The sequence below is a fragment of the Amycolatopsis orientalis DSM 40040 = KCTC 9412 genome, from assembly GCF_000478275.1.
Lineage (GTDB): Bacteria > Actinomycetota > Actinomycetes > Mycobacteriales > Pseudonocardiaceae > Amycolatopsis > Amycolatopsis orientalis.
Genome location: NZ_ASJB01000042.1, coordinates 205,112 through 224,764, shown reverse-complemented (window position 1 = coordinate 224,764; position 19,653 = coordinate 205,112). Strand labels below are relative to the sequence as shown.

Here is a 19,653-nt window from a genome sequence, read left to right as displayed (position 1 = left end):
GTCCCCATGTCACTCGACAGCACCCTCTCCGCCGACGCGGCCCGGAGTTCCCGGCTCGCCGAACGCCTGCTCGTCCCGGCAGGTTTCATCACCACGGCGGGCAACGCGTTCCAGATCACCGCGGCCGCGATCCTGGTCTTCCACGCCGAACAGACCACGCTGGCGGTCGGCTGGCTCTTCATCGCGGTGTCCATCCCACAGGTCGGCCTCGCGCTGCTGTTCGGCAAGCTGGTCGACAAGGTCGACCGGCGGATGCTCTGCGTGGCCGCGGACCTGGTCAGCGCGATGACCGCGTTCGCTCTGCCGGTGTGGCTGTGGATCGGCGGGCCCGCGAACCTGGGGTCCTACATAGCGAACTTCATGCTCGCCTGCACCGCGGCGTTGTTCATGCCCGCGAGCAACGGCCTGATCAAGGAACGGATCCGGGACGAGCGGCTCGGGAAGTTCAACTCGCACTTCGAAATGGCGAGCAACGCCGGCATGCTGCTCGCGTCGTCGCTCGCCGGGTTCCTGGTGATCTGGTTCGGCGCCACCCCGCTGTTCGTCTTCAACTCGCTGAGCTTCGTCCTCTCGGCCGTCCTCGTCTACGCGATCGGCCGTAAGCCCGCCAAGGCGCCGGTGGTCACGGAGACGACGGCCGCCGTCGATCCGTCGGTGCCGGTGGAGGTCCCGGCGCGTCAGCCGATCAAACGGCTCGCGCTGTTGTACGCCAACGGGAACATCGGCCTGATGGTCGCCAACGTCATCCTGACGACGTTGATCCTGCAGACGTTCGACCAGGGTGCCTGGATGATCGGTGTGGTCGACGCGCTGGCCGGGGTCGGCTTCATCGTCGGCGCCGCCCTGTACGGCAAGGTCAGCAAGCGGTTCAAGGGTATCCATCTGGCCGTGCTCGGCACCCTCGGCAACCTGGTGTGCCTGGCGATCCAGCCCCTGCACTACATCGTGCTGATGGCGGCCATCCCGTTCGCCGGATTCTGCTTCGCCCAGGGCCGGATCGCGGCCAGGACCCTGCTGATGCGGGCGAGCCCGGAGGAGCGGGTCGGCCGGATCTTCGGGGGCACCCAGGCGGTCGGCCTCGGGCTCGGCGTCGGCGCGACGGTGGGTCTCTCCACGCTGGCGGACGCGACCAGCGTGCCCTACGCGTTCTGGGGCCTGGCGATCCTGCAGGGCGCGATCGTGATCGGCACCTACTTCAGCCTGGCGAAACCGCTGTCGGCACAGGAAAAGAAGCAGCCGGCCGAGGTTCTCGAGGCGACCGCCGCCTGACCGCGGCCGAATTCGGAGGAAGCGAAAACCATGACGGACAAGCCGATCAAGGGCGGCGTGGCGACCTGGGCCTGCCTTCCCGGGTTCCCGCCCGCGGTGATCTTCCCGTTCACCCCCGGAGAGCGTTTCGGCATCCGGAACCTCTACGAGTTCCAGATGCTGATGTACCGGCCCCTCTACTGGCTCGGCCGCGACGGCGAACCCGCGATCGACTACGACCTCAGTGTCGGCGAAGAGCCGGTGTGGGACGAGACCGGCCGCACCTGCACGGTCCGGATCAAACCGTGGAAATGGTCCAACGGCGAGACGGTGTGCGCGGACAACGTCGTCTTCTGGATGAACATGCTGAAGACGAAGGGGCCGAAGTTCGGCGCCTACAGCGAGGGCTACTTCCCGGACAACCTGGTGTCCTTCGAGAAGGTCGCCGACGACAAGGTGAGCTTCACCTTCGACAAGGCGTACTCGAAGAACTGGGTGCTGCTGAACCAGCTCACCATGATCACGCCGATGCCGAAGGCGTGGGACCGCACCGCGGACGGCCCCGCCGACGCGACCCACGACATCGGCCAGGCCGAAGCGGTGTACGAGTTCCTGATGGCGGAGAACGGGGATCCCGTCGCCGAGGACAACGCCCACCGTACCCGGTGGGCGGACAGTCCCGTGTGGAGTGTCGTCAATGGACCCTGGCGGCTCAAGAGCTACACGAAGGAAGGCGTCATCACCTTCGTCCCCAACGAGCACTACAGCGGCCCCAATCCCGCCCGTCTCGACGAGTTGCGCCAGGTGTCGACGACGTCGGACGAACAGCAGTACGAACTGCTCCAGTCCGGTGACGTCCAGGTCGGCTTCCTGCCGCCGGGGATGGGTGTCCAGCCGGACGGTGACCCGACGAAGGGCGGGCCGAACCCGCTGGGCGAGGGATTCCAGCTGGAGCCGCAGATCCTGTTCAACATCAACTTCATGGCGGTGAACTTCGGCAATCCCACCGTCGCCGGTCACCTGCTCAGGCAGCCGTACGTGCGGCAGGCCCTGCAGAGCTGTTTCGACCAGGAGTACGGCGCCCGCGAGGTCTACCAGGGCTACGGCTGGAGCCAGACCGGGTCGATCCCGGTACTGCCCAAGAGCGAGCTGGTCTCGCCGAAGATCACCGAGCGCGGCGGGTTCTGGCCGTTCGACCTGGAGAAGGCGCGGCAGCTGCTCGCCGACAACGGCTGGGATGTCAGCGCGTCGCCCGCGGTGTGCGTGCGGCCCGGCACCGGGCCCGGCGAGGCGGGCGAGGGAATCCCGGCCGGGACCGAGCTGAGCTTCTCCCTGCGGTACTGGGAAGGCAGGCCCTCGCTGGCGCGGCTCATGGCGCAGTTCCGGGACGACGCGGCCAAGGCCGGGATCGAGATCCGGCTGGAAGAGGTGATGGGCTCGGTACTGGTCGCCCAGGACGGGCCCGGCGAGGCGCGGATGTGGGAGCTGTCCTGCTGGGGCGGCGGCTGGGTCTACAACTACCCGACCGGCGAGAACCTGTTCCAGAGCGGGGCGGCCTGCAACTTCAGCAACTACCGCGACGCCAGGGCCGACGAACTGATCGCGAAGACGGTCACCACCGACGACCTCGAAGCGCTGTACGAGTACCAGGAGTACATCGCCGACCAGGCCCCGGTGATCTTCATGCCGACCTTCCCGCGGCGCCTGTTCGAGGTCGCCGGGAACCTGCGCGGCTTCACCCCGCTCAACCCGTACGGCCTGATCAACCCCGAGAACTGGTACTACGTGCGAGAGGACGGATCATGACGCGCCCGGTGGTACTGGTCGGCTTCGTGGCCGCCGCGCTGGGTTCGTCCATAAAGGACTTCCAGCCGGACGGGACGGTCATCTTCGTCGAGGAGCCCGACGTCGTCCGCAAACGCGGCGCGCGGGAGACGGTGGCGGGCTCGGCACTGGTGCGCGAGCTGATCGAATGGGAGTTCCACCTCCCCGGCAAGGCGGACGAGTTCTACCACGTCCATCCCGACCTCGAGCCGGCCGCGGTGGTGCCGCTGACCGAGTACGCGACGCCGTTCGCGGCCCGGCTCGCGGAACGCTACGGCCTGCCGGGCGCGGGGTTCGGCGCGGCGCAGATCCTGCGGGACAAGGGGGTGCTGCGCCTGGTCAGCCGGGCTGCGGGAATCGCGAACCCGGACTCGGCGCGCGTCGAGAACCCGGCGCAGGTCCGCGAGTTCATGGCGCGGCATCCGGGGAAGATCGTGCTGAAGCCCGCGAACCGGCAGGCGTCGGTGGGCACCCAGGTGCTCGCCGATCCGGCCGAGGCCGAGCAGGCGTGGGCGAACTGCGTGGTGCAGGACGAGGGCGTCTTCGTCCCGGACCGCGCGATGGAACTGAAGATGCTGGCCGAGACCTTCGTCGAGGGCGACGAGTACAGCGTCGAGATGCTGCTGCGGGACGGCGAGCCGCTGTTCGCCAACGTCACCGGCAAGCGGCTGTTCCCCGGACCACGCCCGGTGGAGCTCGCGCATATCGTCCCGGCGGACATCACGGACGAGCTGACCGCGGCGCTGCACGAGGAAACGCGGCGGCTCACCGAGGCGGCCGGGTTCGGCACCGGGATCGTCCACTGCGAATGGATCGTTTCCGGCGGCGTCCCGTACCTGGTCGAATGCGCCGGCCGGTTCGCGGGCGACGGCATCATCGAGCTGATCCAGCGGGCCTACCCGGTGGAACTCAACCGCGCCTACTTCTCGGTCATGAAGGGCGAACCGGTCGAGGACGTGTTGCCGCGTAAGGCCGAAAGCGGGGCGGCCGTGCGGTTCCTGTCCATCGAGTCCGGCGTCATCGACGACGTGCGCGGGGTGGAGAAGGCGTCGCAGGCCGAGGGCGTGTTCCTGTGCGACGTCGGTGTCGCGGCCGGTGACCGGTTCGACGGGCTGCGCAGTTCTTGGGACCGCGTCGGCGATCTGATGGTGACCGCGGGCAGCCCGGCCGAGGCGATACGCCTGGCCGAAGAGGCGGTCGCGCTGATCGAGATCGACGTGCGGCCGGACGGCGAAGAGAGGGAGAGAGCCGCACCATGAGCATCGAAGCCGTCCAGCCGGCCTTCCCGGACACCGGACTCGACGTGATCGTCACCGGCCTCTCGTCCGACGCGCACACCTGGAACCTGGTGTACCTGGAGCTGTTGCTGGAGGAACTGGGCTGCCGGGTGACCAACCTCGGCGCCTGCGTCCCGGACGCGACGATCGTGCGCGAATGCGCCGTCCGGCGTCCGGATCTGGTGGTGGTCAGCAGCCTCAACGGGCACGGCTGCCAGGACGGCGTCCGGCTGATGGACGCCTTCCGCGCGCAGCCGTCGCTGGTCACGACACCGGTCGTCATCGGCGGCAAGCTCGACGTCACGGGCGGGAGCAACGCCGCACGGCTGCTGGAGGCCGGATTCGACGCGGTGTTCGAGGATTCCGGCGGGCTGAGCCCGTTCCGGAGCTTCCTGCGCACGCTGTCCGTGCGCACCCCCGGCGTCCCGCTGGGTGCCGGATGAGCGTGCTCACCCCACGACGGGGACTTTCGTTCGGTGAGGTGGTCGCCCGCCGTCACGCCGAGGGGGAGCTGGTCGTCCAGCCGCGGATGGGGTTCGCCGATCCGGAGCGGATGACGCGGGGGCTCCTGGCGACCAGGGCGGCGCGGGCCGCGACGGTCGGCACCATCACGATCGACAGCTACACCAGGGTCGGCGACCACGAAGCGGCACGGGCGGCGCTCGCCGTCGGCGCCGATCTCAACGGGTATCCGCTCGCCGACCACGATCCCGCCACCACGACGGCGTTGCTCGACGGGGTGCTGACCAGGGACTTCCCGGTGCAGATCCGGCACGGTTCGGCGGATCCCCGCCGGATCGTCGAGACGCTGCTGGACTTCGGGCTGCACGCGACCGAGGGCGGGCCGGTGTCGTACTGCCTGCCCTACAGCCGGATGCCGCTCTCGGCGGCGGTCGACAACTGGCGGCGCTGCTGCGAAACGCTGGCGGCAGCCAGGAGCCCGGAGCTGGAGCCGCATCTGGAGACCTTCGGCGGCTGCATGATGGGGCAGCTGTGCCCGCCCGCGCTGCTGGTCGCGCTCAGTGTGCTGGAAGGGATGTTCTTCTGGCGGCACGGCGTCCGCTGCCTGTCCTTCAGCTACGCGCAGCAGACCCACGCCGGGCAGGATGAGGAGGCGATCGCCGCGCTGCACGCCCTGATCAGGGAATACGTGCCGCACGCGCGGACGCATGTGGTGGTCTACGGCTATATGGGCGTCTATCCGAGGACTCCCGGCGGCGCGCTGGCGCTGATCGCGGAGTCCGCGCGGCTGGCCGCCCGCACCGGCGCCGGCAGGCTGATCGTCAAGACCACCGCCGAAGCGCACCGGCTGCCGACCGTGGAAGAGAACGTGACCGCGCTGGAACACGCGGCCGAGGCCGCCCGGGGTGTCTCCCGGATCGGCCGTCTCGGCGACACCGGGATCCACGCGCAGGCGAAGGCGCTGGTGGACAACGTCCTCTCGCTCGACGCCGATCTCGGGCGGGCGCTGGTCACCGCGTTCGCGCGGGGACAGCTGGACGTCCCGTTCTGCCTGCACCCGGACAACGCCGGCCGGGCACGCGGACGGCTGGACTCCAGCGGGCGCCTGGAATGGCAGCGGATCGGCGCGATGCCGCTGGGCGATCTCGTCGACCTGCCCGAGGACCGGCGGATGACCTCGGGCGACCTGCTCGACGCGCTCCGGTACGTCGAGCGGTCGTTCGACGAGCGCTACGGGATGCCGGGAATCGAGAACGTGCAACCAAGACAGGGGAGTAGGACATGACCGGAACACCGGAGCAGGCACTGCCGCCGGGAACCCGCGAGCACCTGATGTCACCGGTGACGCAGGCGGCGTTGCGCATCCAGAACAGCATCACCGCGGGCACCCGCGAATACCTCGGCATGAACGGGTTCGTGGAACTGCAGCCGCCGCTGATCGGTCCGGTGACCGACCCGGGCTGCCGCGGCGCCAAACAGGTCGACGTCGACTACTACGGGCACAAGTACAAGATGATGACCAGCGTCATCCTGTACAAGCAGGCCTCGCTGCTGGCGTTCGACAAGATCTTCTACGTTGCCCCCAACGTGCGGCTGGAGCCGCTGGAGACGGCCACCACCGGACGGCATCTGGTGGAGTTCACCCAGATCGACGTCGAGGTCGCGCGGGCGAGCCGCGAGGACGTCCTCGATCTCGCGCAGGGACTGCTCCGGCACGTGGTCACCTACACGCTGCGAGAGTCCAAAATGGACCTCGCCGCGCTCGGCCGGGACCAGGACGTGTTCACTCCGCTGCTGGAGGAGGACTTCGAGCGGATGACGCATCAGGAGGCGGTGTCGCGGTTGCGGGGCCTGCTGCACGGGCAGAGCGCCGACGCGGAGATCGACTGGCAGGGCGAGCGGATCATCTCGGGGCAGACGAACAGGCCGTTCTTCATCGTCGACTACCCCAAGGGATCGCGCGGGTTCACCGACGGCGAGTCGAGCACCGAACCGGGTGTGCTGCGGAACTTCGACCTCATCGCTTCGGACGGGTTCGGCGAACTGTGCAGTGGCGGTGAGCGCACGCACGAGTACCGGCGGCTCATCGAGCGGATGCGGGAGACGGGGGAGAACCCGGCGAAGTACGCCTGGTACCTCGACCTCGCCCGCGAGGGACTGCCGCCGAGCGCCGGATTCGGGATGGGGCTGGAACGGGTGACGCGCTACCTCGCCGGGCTGGACGCCGTCTGGCAGGCGAACGCGTACCCGAAGCTGCCCGGGATCGCAGCGCCGTGATCACCGCGCGGCAGCTCCCGGAGGACGCGATCCGCGCACGGGCGCGGGAAGGCAGCGCGGCGATCTTCCCCGACGTCGGGGGATACGGCCGCACGTTGTTCGGCGCGGACGTCGATTCGGGCACGGACGAACTCGACCGCGCGCGGATCGTGCCGCCGGTGTTCGTCCCGCGGCGCCTGGAGAAGATGTTCGACCTCGCGCGGGAACCGGTTTACGGCGATGTCGGCCTGACGACGGTCCTGGGCGGCTTCACGGCGCCGTCGCCGGTGTTCCTGTGCGCGTTCGGATCCACGCAGGTGGCGGGCAGCGGTCTCGGGATCGCCGCGAGTGAGCAGGCGGGCAGGCTCGGGATGCCGATGGTGATCGGCGAGAACGTCGTGCCCATGCACGGCTACGGCCGGATGGGCGAAAGCGCCGAAGACGGCCTGCTCGGCCGGATCCGCGCGTACGCCGGGGCGGTGCCGGACGGGCTGGGCGGCGTCGTGGTGCAGCAGAGCACCGAGGACGCCGACGCGGAGGTCTGGAACCTCGTCTACAGCGACCCGTCCGCGACGAAACTGCTGGAGAGCGGGCGGCTGGCGTTCGAGCTGAAGGTCGGCCAGGGTGCCAAGCCGGGCCTCGGCGGGATGACCGTGCTCTCGCGCACGGCCGCCGGCGAGGTCGCCGAACAGTACACAGTGGACGAAGCGTTCGGCACGGACACCGCCATGGTGCTGCGTTCGAGCAGCCCCGGCACGTTCACCGGGGAGATCCTGCGCCAGCAGATCCACCTGATGCGCAACAACTACCCGCGGGCGCGTGCCTGGGTGAAACTCCACCCCGGCCGGGACGTCGACGAGGCGGCACGGGTCGCCTGGGCGGCGGGAGCGGACGCGGTCACCGTGGACGGTGCCGAAGGCGGCACCGGATGGGCGCCGTCGGTGTTCCTCGACCAGGTGGGATTGCCGCTGGTGGAATGCCTGCGGCGGGTCGGGAAGCACGACGCGTCGCTGCTGGTGTCGGGCCGGATCTGGGAAGGATCCCGCGCGCTGAAATGCCTGGCCATGGGTGCTTCGGCAGTCGGCCTCGGCCGGGCGGCGCTGCTCGCCGTCGACGAGGACGCGACCGAAGGACTCGTGCGGCTGGTGCGGTGTCTCGAACTCGAACTGCGGTTGCTCGCCAGCGCGCTCGGCAAGTACGACCTCGCCGACCTCACCCCGGACGATCTCTGGTTCCCGAACACTTCCGGACGGACGGAGCAGGACGGATGATCAACTACGACGGCAAGCGGTTCCGCAAGGTCAGCACCGACCCGGACGCGCCGGTGACGCTGTACCGGCAGAAGGACGACCTCGTGTGGGCCGAACTGACCGGCGGCGGGGTGCGGCTCGGGTCGCTGACCGGGAAATGCGGTGAGGACGGGACGATCGACCTCGCCTACACGATGGTGCTGGCCAGTGGGCAGGTGATCTCGGGGCACAGTACGAACACCCCGGAGTTCCTGCCGGACGGGCGGATCCGGCTGAACGAGGTGTGGGAGCGGTACGGGACCCACGGCTCGCGCGGGGTCTCGGCTATCGAGGAGGTCGCCGAGTAAGCGGTCGCTGCCTGGTTACGCGCGTGAAGGCCCCCTTCCCTCGGCTCAGCCGGGGGAAGGGGGCCTTCACGCGCAGTCCAGACCTGCGGTGAGGTCGGTGTCGCCGGCGCCCGCAGGGTTCGAGCGTGGAGGATTTGGGACGTTCAACGTCCCGAATCCTCCACACTCGGGGGTGTACCGGGCCCCGGGGCATGTCCTTGATCCTCTGTTGATCAAGCTGTGCAACGGGTGTGACCCCGCGTCGATGAAGGAATCGGGACACTCAACGTCCCAATTCCTTCATCGACGGCCTGCACCCTGATGAGGAGGTCCCCGACCTGCACAATGCCGACTTTGCCGGGACCCTGACCTTGAGCGTAGGCAAGGAGGCCTTCACGGACTTCCCGCACCTGAACACCGGACCGCGGCCGGGTGCGGTGCGGGTGGGTGCGGTGTGGGTGGCGCGCAGGATGCCATGAAAGGTCCTTTCCTTGCGAAATTTGCCAGGAAAGGACCTTTCCTCGCACGTGGCGGTACCTGATGGCCCCCTTCACCGCGCCAGGCGCAGGGAAGGGGGCCATCATGTACTTCACCGCGAGCGAGACCACCCCGACGCACGCGCACCGCGGCGGTCGCCCCTCGGGGCACCCAGAGGCGCATTTGCCGTGCACGAACCTGCGGATTCGGCCGAAAGGGAATTCACGCGACCGAAAAGGGTAGTCGGCGGCGCCGAATGGCTCACACCGAAAGGCGTGTCAGCGCGGATTCTTTTCCAGGTATTCCACCCAGACCTTCTTCGGTACACACATTCGCCAGGAGTCGACGATCAACTCGCGTAACTCTTCGTAATCGATCGCGGACAGCCGGACGCGGACCCACTGATAGCGCATATCGGACGCGATCGGCATCATGAACTTGTCCGGCTCGCCCGCCACTAGTGCTTCCCGCTCCTCTTTGGGATAGCCGAATCCCAGTACGGTTTCGTCCGGTGAGAGCGAAAGGAACACGATTCGCCCCACGCGGAACTTCACCCGGTCCCGGACCAGCGCCTCATAGGCCCGGGGCAGCTCCGAAGCGATCTTCCTGACATCATCCCCGGTTACCATTTTTCCACCATTCTCCGCGTTCCGTTCCCCAGTCACCCTTGGCGCCCATGGTGATGGCGACGTAAAGGTATTCGTCGAGGATCTTCGCCAGTGACACCGGTCTGCCCACCAGGGCAGAAATACCGTCGCCGTCCGAGCCCGCCTCCGCGATCACGGCGGCGGCCCACTCGCGGCCGAGTCGCAGGTGCCTGCCGAACGCGGCGCCGTCCCTGGTGCCGTGGAGGGCGGCCGCGATGGCGGCGTCCCACGGCATGATCGTGTTGGGGCGCAAAGCATACAGTGCCTTCGCAGCTGCGGTCGGGCCCAGGGTGCGCCTCGTCCGTCCAGCTGAGACGACGACGCCGGAGAGGTCCTCGTACGCCTTCGCGGCCCTGTCGATCCCCGCGTCCGTCAGGTGGGCGAGATCGACCTCCGGCAGGGCGGCGCCCCACGTCTCCCACCAGGTCCGGATCCCGTCGTCGAAGGGGGCGGGCTCGCCCTCGCGCGGATACCGGATACGGCAACCCCACGAGTTCAACCAGCGCAGAAGAATTGCGCGATGTGCGGCCTGTGACAGGTCGATCGCTGACTGCGTTTCCCGGATGAGGCGAAGCCAGGATGTGTCGGCATTCGCGAACCCGTTGAACACTTCGGCGGCGCGCCGGAGTTCCGCGAGAGGCGGGAGGGAGCTGGACATGGCGGAACCCTATCCGGTGCCACCAAGCAGGTGAATTTACCCGTCCGACTATTGGACTTTGTACATTGAGTCACCTATTTGTATCTGCTGCATGGTTCATTGGTCCTTTAGGGTTGTGGCCAGGAAGGCCACAAGGATGTCGGTCACGCAGCGCGATCGCGTTGCCCCATCCAGGGGAGGAGATGGCATGGGCAGACCCGAGCGACCGTTGGACGGCTCCACTGGTCCGATCGCCGCATTCGCTCATGATCTGCGGGTATTACGGAACCGGGCGGGAAACCCGAGCTACCGGGAACTCGCCAGGACGGCGCTGTTCGCGCCCTCCGTGCTGTCCAGCGCGGCCAGCGGCCACCGGCTGCCCACCCTCGCCGTGACCCTGGCGTTCGTCTCCGCGTGCGGCGGTGACCGCGCGGCGTGGGAACGGCGCTGGCGGAGTGTCGCCGGGCAAACGGGAGGCGGCGTCGAGGCACGCGAGGAGCGGGTGACCGCACCGCCGGCGGCCGAGGTTCCGGCGGATGGCGCGCACGCGCTGGCATCCGGCGTCATCCACCTCGCCCGTCCGGCGCAACTGCCGATGGGATCGAGGACTTTCGTCGGCAGGGAAAGGGATCTGGCCGAGGCCGCCGGGATGATCGGGGCGAGCGGGCCGGTCAAAGTGCCGTTGGTCGTCAGTGGCCCGATCGGTGTAGGCAAAACGGCCTTCGCGTTGCGGCTGGCCGAAGAGGTCGCCGCGGACTTCCCGGACGGGCAGCTCTACGCCGACCTGAGCAACAGCGGGACCGGTGGCCGCTCGGCCAACGGGATCGTGCGCGGCTTCCTGCGCGCGCTCGGGGTGCCGGCGCATCTCGTCCCCGACGATCCGATGCAGCGCATCGGGCTGTACCGGTCCTTGCTCGCCGAACGCCGGTTGTTCGTACTGCTGGCGGGAGTGAGCGACGAAGGACAGGTGCGGCCGTTGCTGGGCCAGGCGACGCACAGCCAGGTGGTGGTCACCAGCCGCGCCCGGCTGCTCGGGCTGGAGGACACGAACCGGATCGAGCTGGACACGTTCACCCGCACCGAATCGTTGGCGTTGATCGGGCGCATCGCCGGCGAGAACCGGGTCCGGGCCGAACACGACGCGACCGACGCGATCGCCGACCTGTGCGGTGATCTGCCGCTGGCGATCAACATCGTCGGCCGCAAGATCGCCGCGCGCCCGGAATGGGCGATCGCCTACACCGCGGGCCAGCTCGCGGATCGCGACCGGCTCATGGACAGCCTCAGTGTCGGTGACGTCAACGTCCGTGACCGGTTCGCCTCGGCGTACGAACATCTCCCGCCGGCCGGACGGGAGGCCATCCACCACTTCGGGCAGAACGGGGCGGGCTGGACGACGTCGATCGGCGTCGCCGCGGCGATGGGCAGCACGATCGAGACCGCCGACGAACTCCTCGAATCCGTCGTGGACGCCGGACTTCTCCAGCGTGCCAATGTCGCCGGGCGCTACGCGGTCTCCCGGTTGGTCAGCGCGTTCGCCGCCGGGCTGTACCGGGAGCCGAACCCGCTCGCCGCCGCGGTCCCGATGGCGGGCCGCCGGGCGCGGAAGAACGCGTTCGAGGCGCTGCGCCACGAGACCGTGCGCACCCTGCCGGGGGGCTCGTCCGAAGGTTGATTGTTCTCCCCGCGCGACGCTTCCGGTCAACGGACGGCGCGGCTTGAATGAGTCGACGAATGAAGGCGAGCGAAATTCGGTGACACAATGCTGATTCTGTCCATGAAAGAGGGTCACGATGGCGGGATCGTGGCGATCGAGGACGGCAAGCTGCTGTTCGCGCTGGAGTCGGAAAAGGACAACTACCCGCGCTACGACCGGATCACCGGCGAGCTGATGGCGCGAGCGGCGGGGATGCTCGACAGGCAGCCCGACGTGGTCGCGCTCGGCGGCTGGGTCAAGGGAGAGTTCTCGGTGGAACCCCCGTCCCGCACCGGATACTTCGGTGTCGGCGAGGGCGCGATCTCCGACGAGGCGGGCAAGTTCTTCGGCAAGGACGTGCGCTACTTCTCCTCGACCCACGAGCGCTCGCATATCTACACCTCGCTGGGGATGGCGCCCGCGGCACCCGGCCAGGAGTACTACTCCCTGGTGTGGGAAGGGAACATCGGGGACTTCTACCGGATCGACGAGCGCGGTGAGGCCACTCACCTGCAGCACGTGCTGACCGACCCCGGCGCGAAGTACGCCTATCTCTTCGCGCTGGCGGATCCGGGTTTCCCGCTCGGCAAGGGAAAGTTCCGGTTCAACGACGCCGGCAAGCAGATGGCGCTGACCGGGTTCGCCGAACCCGGCCCGCTCACCCCGGACGAGCAGAAGACCATCGACTTCATCCTCGACCGCGACGGCATCATCCTCGGTCTGTCCAAAGAGGAGATGTCCTGGTCCCATCTGTACAACGCCGGTGTGTGGTCGCAGGAATACCGCAACGCGGCGGCCAAGCACTCACAGGCGATCTTCGGCCGGTTCCACGACTACGCCGAGAAGAACCTGACCGAAGGCCTGCCGTTGCTGATCTCCGGTGGTTGCGGGCTGAACTGCGACTGGAACCGGTTGTGGCGGGAGAGCGGCCTGTTCTCCTCGGTGTTCGTGCCGCCGTGTCCCAACGACAGCGGTTCCGCGCTGGGCACGGCCATCGACGCCCAGTGGTTCTACACCGGGCAGGCGACCATCGAGTGGGACGTCTACGCGGGGGAGAACTTCGTCGAGGACGTCGTCCCGGATCCGGCCAAGTACGAGACCCGGCCGCTCGTGGCGAGCGAGGTCGCCAAGTACCTCAAGGACGGCAACATCATCGGCTGGGCGAGGGGCCGGTACGAGATGGGGCCGCGTGCGCTGGGCAACCGGTCGATCCTGGCCGCGCCGTTCACCGTGGACACCACCGTGCGGCTCAACAAGATCAAGCGCCGTGAGGACTACCGCCCGATCGCGCCGATCGCGCTGGAATCCGACGCGCCGAAATGGTTCGTCGGCTCGGTGCAGGATCCGTACATGCTGTACTTCAACCACGTCACCTCCGACGAGTTGAAGGCCATCACGCATGTCGACGGCACCGCGCGCACCCAGACGGTGACGCGGGAGCGCAACGCCGGCATCACCGACCTGCTCGAGGCGTTCCGCGAGCAGACCGGGTTCAGCGTGCTGTGCAACACCTCGCTGAACAACAACGGGCGCGGTTTCCTCAATCGCACCAGTGATCTCATCGAGTACGGGGAGACGTACGGCCTCGACGGCTACGTCATCAACGACACGTTCGTGACCCCGCGAGCTTCCTGAATCCCTGCCCGACGGGGGTAGGACCCGGATGCCACCTCCCCAGTGGTGGCATCCGGGCATCCCGTCGCGCCCACTTTCGCCCGGAGGGGGAAGGCCATGCGAGTCGTGCTCGCGGGCGGCGGCGTCATCGCGCTGCTGACCGCCGTCGAGTGCGTGTCGGCCGGGCACGAGGTGATCGTCGCCGACCAGGCCGACATCCCGTTCTCCGGCGCCACTTCGTTCGATCGTCACCGCGTGCTGCGCGCGCTGCATCCCGGCGACCTCGCCACCACGTCCGCCGCCGTGAGCGCCCATCACGCGTGGATCGAACTCGAACGACTGCTGCGCACGACGTTCTACGAACAGGTCGGCGCGCTCACCGCGATCGGCGCGGACAAGACGGCGGCCGCGCGGGAACTGCTGACCGCGGCCGGTTCGAAGGCCGAAGTGTTCGACGCGGACGAACTCGCCGCCGCGTTCCCGCACGCCGGATTCCACCCCGGTACGGGCGCGGTTTTCGAGTCCCACGCCGGGGTCCTGCTCGCCGACCGGGTACTGGAGGCCTGCGCGGGCCGGCTCCGCTGGCACGCGCACGCCGAACTTCACCCGCATCGCAAAGTGATCGGTGTCGACGCCGACCGTGCCGAGGTGCGGCTGGCCGACGGCGAGATCCTGCGGGGGGACGCCGTCCTGCTGGCGGCCGGGCCGTGGTCGCGGGATCTGCTGGCCCCCGAACTGTCCAGGGAACTCGTACTGCACCGGCAGACGATGCTCTACTGCGACGTTCCACCCGCCGACGCCGCCGCGTGGGCGGCGACCCCGGCGATCACGTCACTCGGCACTCCCGGCGGCGCGTGGCTGGTACCGCCGGTCGCCGGGACGCCGCTGAAGCTCAGCGCCGCGAGCGCCTGCCGGGTCGTCGACGAGATCGGGGGCGGGGCCGCGCCCTCGTGGTGGCGGGAGCACCTGATCGACACCTTCGCCGCGCTGATCCCGGGTTTCCGCCGGGACTGGCTGGTCGACACCCGGGACTGTCACTATCTGGCCCGGCGTTCCACCCTCGGCCCGATGCTCGCCGTCCTCGGCGACCGCGTGCTGTCCTACGCCGCGTGCGGCGGCTCGTCCTTCAAGTTCGCTCCGCTGATCGCCCGGTCCCTCGCCGCCCGCCTGACCGGCGCGGATCCGGCCCCGACCGGACTCGAACCGCTCGACCGGCCGCTCATCCGCGCGTCCGGCGTCCACCCAACCCGCCCTGCCCTACGAGGTGTGTCGTGAAACTGCTCGCGCTGGAAGCCAGTCAGAACTCCTACTACTACCTGCCCCGGTATCAGCAGATCGAGGACTTCGGCGGCGTGCTGTACGTGCTCAACGGGATCGGCACGGAAGACCTCTGGCCGCGGGAGCGTTACCGGATCGCCGGCAGCAACCACATCGACGACCTCGTCCGCCACGCGAAGGCCTGGCACGCCGAGGAATCCTTCGACGGCGTGCTCACCTTCTCCGAGTCCGGCGTGGTCCTGGTCGCCGCGGTCGCCGAAGCACTCGGCCTGCCCGGGATCGGCGTCGACGCGGCGCGGACGAGCCGGAACAAGCTGATCATGCGGCAGGCACACGAGAAGGGCGGCGCCGCGCATCCGGACTTCCGCTTCGTCGAGGACCTCGACGCGGCCCTGCAGGCGGCCGAGGACTTCGGTTACCCGGTGATCCTCAAGCCGACCCTCGGCGCGGCGAGCAACTTCGTCTTCCGCGTCGACGACGCGGAGAAGATGCGGGAGCGCTACGCGCAGGCGCGCGCCGGGATCGACCGGATGACCTGGTACAACATGGAGGCCGAAGGGCTGGATCTGGGCCCGCACGGGTTGCTCGTCGAGTCCTTCTTGGACGGACACGAACATCTCATCGAAGCACTCGCCTGGGACGACGAGGTCTACCTCGGATCCATTGTGGACAGGGTCACTTCGGAGGGTGAGACCTTCGACGACGACGTGCACCATGCTCCGACGTCGCTGACTCCCGAAGAGGTGGCCGAGGTGCACGCCGTGGTGACCGCCGGGGTGCGGGCGCAGGGGCTCACCCGCGGCGCGTTGCACGCCGAGGTCCGGTTCCACCAGGGCAAGCCGTTCCTGCTGGAGATCGCCGTCCGCCCCGGCGGTGGGGGACTCGACCACATGGCACGGCTTTCGGCGGGCTACGACCCGATCAGGGGCCTCATGGACGTCTCCCGCGGTGTGCGGCCGGACGTGCGGCACTTCAGCCCGACCGGCGTGCACACCGCCGCGATGTGCCTGATCTGCCCCGGTGGCGTGATCGCCTCGATCGACGTCCCGCCGGCGGTGAGCGAATCGGAAGCCCTGTACTACCTGAAGATCTTCGCGAAACCCGGCGACCTGATCAAGCGGCCTCCGCTCGGCAACAACATCTTCGGCGGCATCGGCGCGCTCGGCTCGTCCTTCGACGAAGCCATGCGCAACGCGAACGACCTGGCCGGGAAGATCGAGGTCAAGCTGAGCGAGACCCAGCAGTAGCCCCGGATCCCGTACGACGAAACCGGGCCCTTACCCAGGGCCCGGTGGTGGAAAACGCCCAAAACCGCGTGGAGGACAGCGTGTCACGTACAGCCACCCGACGGCATTACCTGATGGTCAGACCGACGTACTTCGACGTCGAGTACTCGATCAACCCCTGGATGGACCCGAAGAAGCCCACGTACACCGAACTGGCCATCGCCCAGTGGGAATGGCTGCACGACCTGTACGCCGACCTGGGCCATCGCGTCGATCTGCTCGACCCGCTGCCCGGGTTGCCCGACATGGTCTTCGCGGCCAACGGCGCCACCGTGGTCGACGGGCAGGTGCTCGTCGCGCGGTTCCAGCACACGCAGCGCTGTGGCGAATCCGAGGCGTATCTGGAGTGGTTTCGTGCCAACGGATACCGCTACGTGCGGCAGGCACAGTGGGTCAACGAAGGGGAAGGCGACTATCTCGTCGCCGGGGACCGGATCCTCGCCGGGACCGGGTTCCGCACGAATCCCGAGGCGCACAACGAATCGCGCGAGTTCTTCGGCCGTCCGGTGATCGGGCTGACGCTGATCGACCCTCGGTACTACCACCTCGACACGGCGCTCGCGGTCCTCGACGACGACACGGTCATGTACTACCCGGAGGCGTTTTCCGAGGACAGTCTCATGGTGCTGAAGGAAATGTACCCCGACGCGATCCTGGCCTCCGAACGCGACGCCGCCGTGTTCGGCCTGAACGCGGTGTCCGACGGCAAGCACGTCGTGCTGCCTCAAGCGGCCACCGGGCTGACCGCCCAGCTGCGTGAACACGGGTTCGAACCGATCGGCGCCGACCTGTCCGAACTGCTCAAGGCGGGTGGCAGCGTCAAGTGCTGCACGCTGGAACTGCGTGCGGGATAAGGAGAACAGATGGATTCCGCGCAACCGCGAGCCCGGCGGGCGGTCACCGTCCGCCGGGTGCTGACCGGTGCCGTGCTGGTCGCGGTCCCGCTCGTGGTGGTGGTCGTCGTGCTCGGCTTCGGCTCGGCCTACGACCAGGGCCACACCGCGACGGCCGCGGCCGCGCCGGGCGGGGCCGATCCGTACCCCCGCCTGCTCGTCGCGCTTCCGGTGATCCTGGCCGCCTGTCATCTGGCCGGGCTGGTGGCGCGCCGGCTCGGGCAACCCGCGGTCATCGGTGAGATCATCGCCGGTGTCCTGCTGGGGCCGTCCCTGCTCGGTCTGCTCTGGCCGGCCGGGTTCGCCTGGCTGTTCCCCGGCAACGTGGTCTCCATCATCAACGTCCTCGCGCAACTGGGCTTGATCTTCTTCATGTACCTGGTCGGCTCGGAGATCGATCTCGACGCGGTGCGGCGGCGCGGGTTCACCGCGGTGACGGTGAGCCAGGTGAGCATCGCGCTGCCGATGGTCTCGGGCATCGTGCTGGCCTTGGGGCTGTACCCGGTCTTCGGCGGCGACGTCGGATTCCTGAGCTTCGGGTTGTTCATCGCGGTGTCGATGAGCGTGACGGCCTTTCCGGTGCTGGCCAGGATCCTGACCGACCGCGGGCTCGCGAAGACCGCGCTGGGCGCGCTCGCCCTGACCTGTGCGGCGGTCGACGACGTCGCCGCCTGGTGCCTGCTGGCCGTCGTGATCGCGATCAGCCAGGGCGGATCGGGCAACGAGGTCTTCCTGACCATCGCGCTGACCCTGGTCTTCGTGCTGGTCATGGTCTACGCGGTCCGCCCGGTGCTCGCGAAGTGGCTCCCGCGGGTGCCCGAGTCGGCGGTGCTGGCCATCCTGCTCGCGGGGATCATGCTCTCCGCGCTGGCCACCGAGGAGATCGGCATCCACCCGATCTTCGGCGCGTTCCTGTTCGGCGTGATCGCCCCGCGCAGGGACCCGGTGGTGAGCCGCGCGGCGGGGAAACTCGGCAGCGTCACGGTGACCCTGCTGCTGCCGCTCTTCTTCGCCTACACGGGTCTGCGGACGCAGTTCGGCCTGCTCGGCGAGGTGAGCCTGTGGGCGTGGTGCGCGCTGATCACGGCGGTGGCGGTCTTCGGGAAATGGGTCGGCAGCACCGTGGCCGCCCGGCTGACCGGCGTCGGCTGGCGCGATTCGCTGTCGCTCGGGGCGCTGATGAACTGCCGTGGGCTGACCGAGCTGGTGGTGCTCAACGTCGGGCTCCAGCTGAAGGTGATCAGCCCGACGGTGTTCGCGATGCTCGTGATCATGACGCTGGTCTCGACGGTCGCCACCGCGCCGGCGCTCGCCCTGATCTCCAGGTTCGGGAAGAAGTCCGAAAAGGACACCGAGAAGACCGCCGGTCCAGCGGCGGCGGAAAGTAGATAGGACGCCATGACCAGCAAGCAGGAAATCCTAGTCGGCACCTTCGCCGAGGTCGTGCTCGCCGACGAGGTCCGCGAGGCCATCGGGAGCGAGTTGCGGACCTTCCCGAATCCTGTCGACGACATCGACCGCGCGCTGGCGATGCTCCGGGTCGTGTTCTCGCGGCTGCCCATCGACCAGCTGCAGACGATCCTGGACTTCGGCAGGCACGTCGACACCCCCGGCGTCGCGCTCGTGCGCAACCTGCCGGTGGACCCGGAACTCCCGGAGACACCGATCGACGGGGAACCCAGCAAGGACAAGAAGACCTTCGTCGCCGAGACCGTCCTGTTAGGACTGAGTCAGCTGCTCGGCGAGCCCGTCGGGTTCACCACCGAGAAGAGCGGGCGGCTCGTGCACGACGTCGTCCCGGTTTCGGCGGGGGCGCGGAGCCAGACCAATCAGAGTTCGCACGTGTTCCTGAACTTCCACAACGACATCGTGCACGACGACCTCGGCCGGTACGACGTGTCCAATCCGGACTTCCTGGTGCTGAACTGCGTGCGGCAGGACGGGCACAAGGAGGCCGTCACCTACTACGCCGACGGCCGGGACATCTCCGCCGCCCTCGACCCCGCGGTGCTCGACATCCTGCGCCGTCCGCTGTTCCGGCTCAACGCGCCCGGCAGCTACGTGCGCGACGTGGCCAAGGGCGCCGACGTGCTGTCGGACCTCGTGCCGATCATCTCCGGGCCGCCGGACTCGCCGGAGGTGGCGGTCTCGGCCAACGGTGTGGTGGGGGAGACCGTCGAGGCGGAGCAGGCGCTGGAGGAGCTGCAGCGGGTCTGCCGTGAGGTCGCGCACCAGGTCAAGCTGGAGCCGGGGACGGCGCTGCTGATCAACAACCGGAAGGGCCTGCACGCGCGGTCGCAGTTCTTCGCGCGGCACAACGGGCGGGACCGGTGGCTGCAGCGCACCTACATCCGGCGCAGCCTGTGGACGATCCGGTACCGGGGCAAGGACGGGGACCGGCGGGTGCACTGAGCGCCGGTGAGTGCCCCGTCTCGTGAGTGGTAATGACGGTTCTAACCGTCATTACCACTCACGAGACGTG

The 19,653-nt window shown here is 68.6% G+C and carries 17 protein-coding genes; 15 read left to right on the top strand and 2 right to left on the bottom strand.

Annotated elements, in window-relative coordinates; all coding sequences use genetic code 11:
* Nucleotides 1-6: 6 nt before the first annotated feature.
* From L324_RS11320 to L324_RS11285, 8 genes are read left to right on the top strand one after another with little or no spacing between them, the layout of a single operon-like run.
* Nucleotides 7-1,269: an MFS transporter gene (locus L324_RS11320; RefSeq protein ID WP_037306253.1), complete on the top strand. Its 1,263-nt coding sequence runs from the start codon at nt 7-9 to the stop codon at nt 1,267-1,269.
* A 30-nt stretch (nt 1,270-1,299) separates the two neighbouring features.
* Nucleotides 1,300-3,054 (top strand): ABC transporter substrate-binding protein, encoded by a 1,755-nt coding sequence (locus tag L324_RS11315; protein WP_037306252.1) that lies wholly within the window; start codon nt 1,300-1,302, stop codon nt 3,052-3,054.
* Nucleotides 3,051-4,331, top strand: a complete 1,281-nt coding sequence (locus L324_RS11310; protein WP_037306250.1) for an ATP-grasp domain-containing protein — start codon at nt 3,051-3,053, stop codon at nt 4,329-4,331. Before L324_RS11315 ends, L324_RS11310 begins: the two co-directional genes overlap by 4 nt.
* Nucleotides 4,328-4,792, top strand: coding sequence for a cobalamin B12-binding domain-containing protein (locus L324_RS11305; protein ID WP_037306248.1), 465 nt, complete (start codon nt 4,328-4,330; stop codon nt 4,790-4,792). The genes L324_RS11310 and L324_RS11305 overlap by 4 nt, the downstream gene beginning before the upstream one ends.
* Nucleotides 4,789-6,096, top strand: a complete 1,308-nt coding sequence (locus L324_RS11300; RefSeq protein ID WP_037306247.1) for a methylaspartate mutase — start codon at nt 4,789-4,791, stop codon at nt 6,094-6,096. Before L324_RS11305 ends, L324_RS11300 begins: the two co-directional genes overlap by 4 nt.
* Entirely contained in the window at nt 6,093-7,088 is a 996-nt protein-coding gene (locus tag L324_RS11295; protein ID WP_037306246.1) for an asparagine synthetase A, read from the top strand. The genes L324_RS11300 and L324_RS11295 overlap by 4 nt, the downstream gene beginning before the upstream one ends.
* On the top strand, nt 7,085-8,338 hold the full coding sequence (locus tag L324_RS11290) for a glutamate synthase-related protein (protein ID WP_037306244.1): 1,254 nt from the start codon (nt 7,085-7,087) through the stop codon (nt 8,336-8,338). Before L324_RS11295 ends, L324_RS11290 begins: the two co-directional genes overlap by 4 nt.
* Complete coding sequence (locus tag L324_RS11285; RefSeq protein WP_037306243.1) at nt 8,335-8,664, top strand: avidin-fold protein; 330 nt, start codon at nt 8,335-8,337, stop codon at nt 8,662-8,664. The genes L324_RS11290 and L324_RS11285 overlap by 4 nt, the downstream gene beginning before the upstream one ends.
* Nucleotides 8,665-9,398: 734 nt before the next feature.
* On the opposite strand, the gene L324_RS11280 is transcribed toward L324_RS11285, so the two are convergent.
* Both L324_RS11280 and L324_RS11275 read right to left on the bottom strand, forming a co-directional pair.
* Nucleotides 9,399-9,749 (bottom strand): MmcQ/YjbR family DNA-binding protein, encoded by a 351-nt coding sequence (locus L324_RS11280; RefSeq protein WP_037306241.1) that lies wholly within the window; start codon nt 9,747-9,749, stop codon nt 9,399-9,401.
* Nucleotides 9,733-10,425, bottom strand: a complete 693-nt coding sequence (locus tag L324_RS11275) for a hypothetical protein (protein ID WP_037306240.1) — start codon at nt 10,423-10,425, stop codon at nt 9,733-9,735. The genes L324_RS11280 and L324_RS11275 overlap by 17 nt, the downstream gene beginning before the upstream one ends.
* A 187-nt stretch (nt 10,426-10,612) precedes the next feature.
* On the opposite strand from L324_RS11275, the gene L324_RS11270 reads away from it, so the two are divergent.
* The 7 genes from L324_RS11270 (at nt 10,613) to L324_RS11240 (ending at nt 19,583) form a co-directional block, all read left to right on the top strand.
* Complete coding sequence (locus L324_RS11270) at nt 10,613-12,079, top strand: NB-ARC domain-containing protein (protein WP_037306239.1); 1,467 nt, start codon at nt 10,613-10,615, stop codon at nt 12,077-12,079.
* An 87-nt stretch (nt 12,080-12,166) separates the two neighbouring features.
* Entirely contained in the window at nt 12,167-13,735 is a 1,569-nt protein-coding gene (locus L324_RS11265; RefSeq protein ID WP_037306238.1) for a carbamoyltransferase C-terminal domain-containing protein, read from the top strand.
* 96 nt (nt 13,736-13,831) lie between these two features.
* On the top strand, nt 13,832-14,989 hold the full coding sequence (locus L324_RS11260; protein ID WP_037306236.1) for an NAD(P)/FAD-dependent oxidoreductase: 1,158 nt from the start codon (nt 13,832-13,834) through the stop codon (nt 14,987-14,989).
* Nucleotides 14,986-16,239 (top strand): ATP-grasp domain-containing protein, encoded by a 1,254-nt coding sequence (locus L324_RS11255; protein ID WP_037306234.1) that lies wholly within the window; start codon nt 14,986-14,988, stop codon nt 16,237-16,239. Before L324_RS11260 ends, L324_RS11255 begins: the two co-directional genes overlap by 4 nt.
* Before the next feature lie 44 nt (nt 16,240-16,283).
* On the top strand, nt 16,284-17,132 hold the full coding sequence (gene ddaH, locus L324_RS11250) for a dimethylargininase (RefSeq protein ID WP_438938447.1): 849 nt from the start codon (nt 16,284-16,286) through the stop codon (nt 17,130-17,132).
* Between the two features lie 9 nt (nt 17,133-17,141).
* Nucleotides 17,142-18,563 (top strand): cation:proton antiporter domain-containing protein, encoded by a 1,422-nt coding sequence (locus tag L324_RS11245; RefSeq protein WP_037306232.1) that lies wholly within the window; start codon nt 17,142-17,144, stop codon nt 18,561-18,563.
* 6 nt (nt 18,564-18,569) lie between these two features.
* Complete coding sequence (locus L324_RS11240) at nt 18,570-19,583, top strand: TauD/TfdA family dioxygenase (protein WP_037306231.1); 1,014 nt, start codon at nt 18,570-18,572, stop codon at nt 19,581-19,583.
* Nucleotides 19,584-19,653 lie beyond the last annotated feature (70 nt).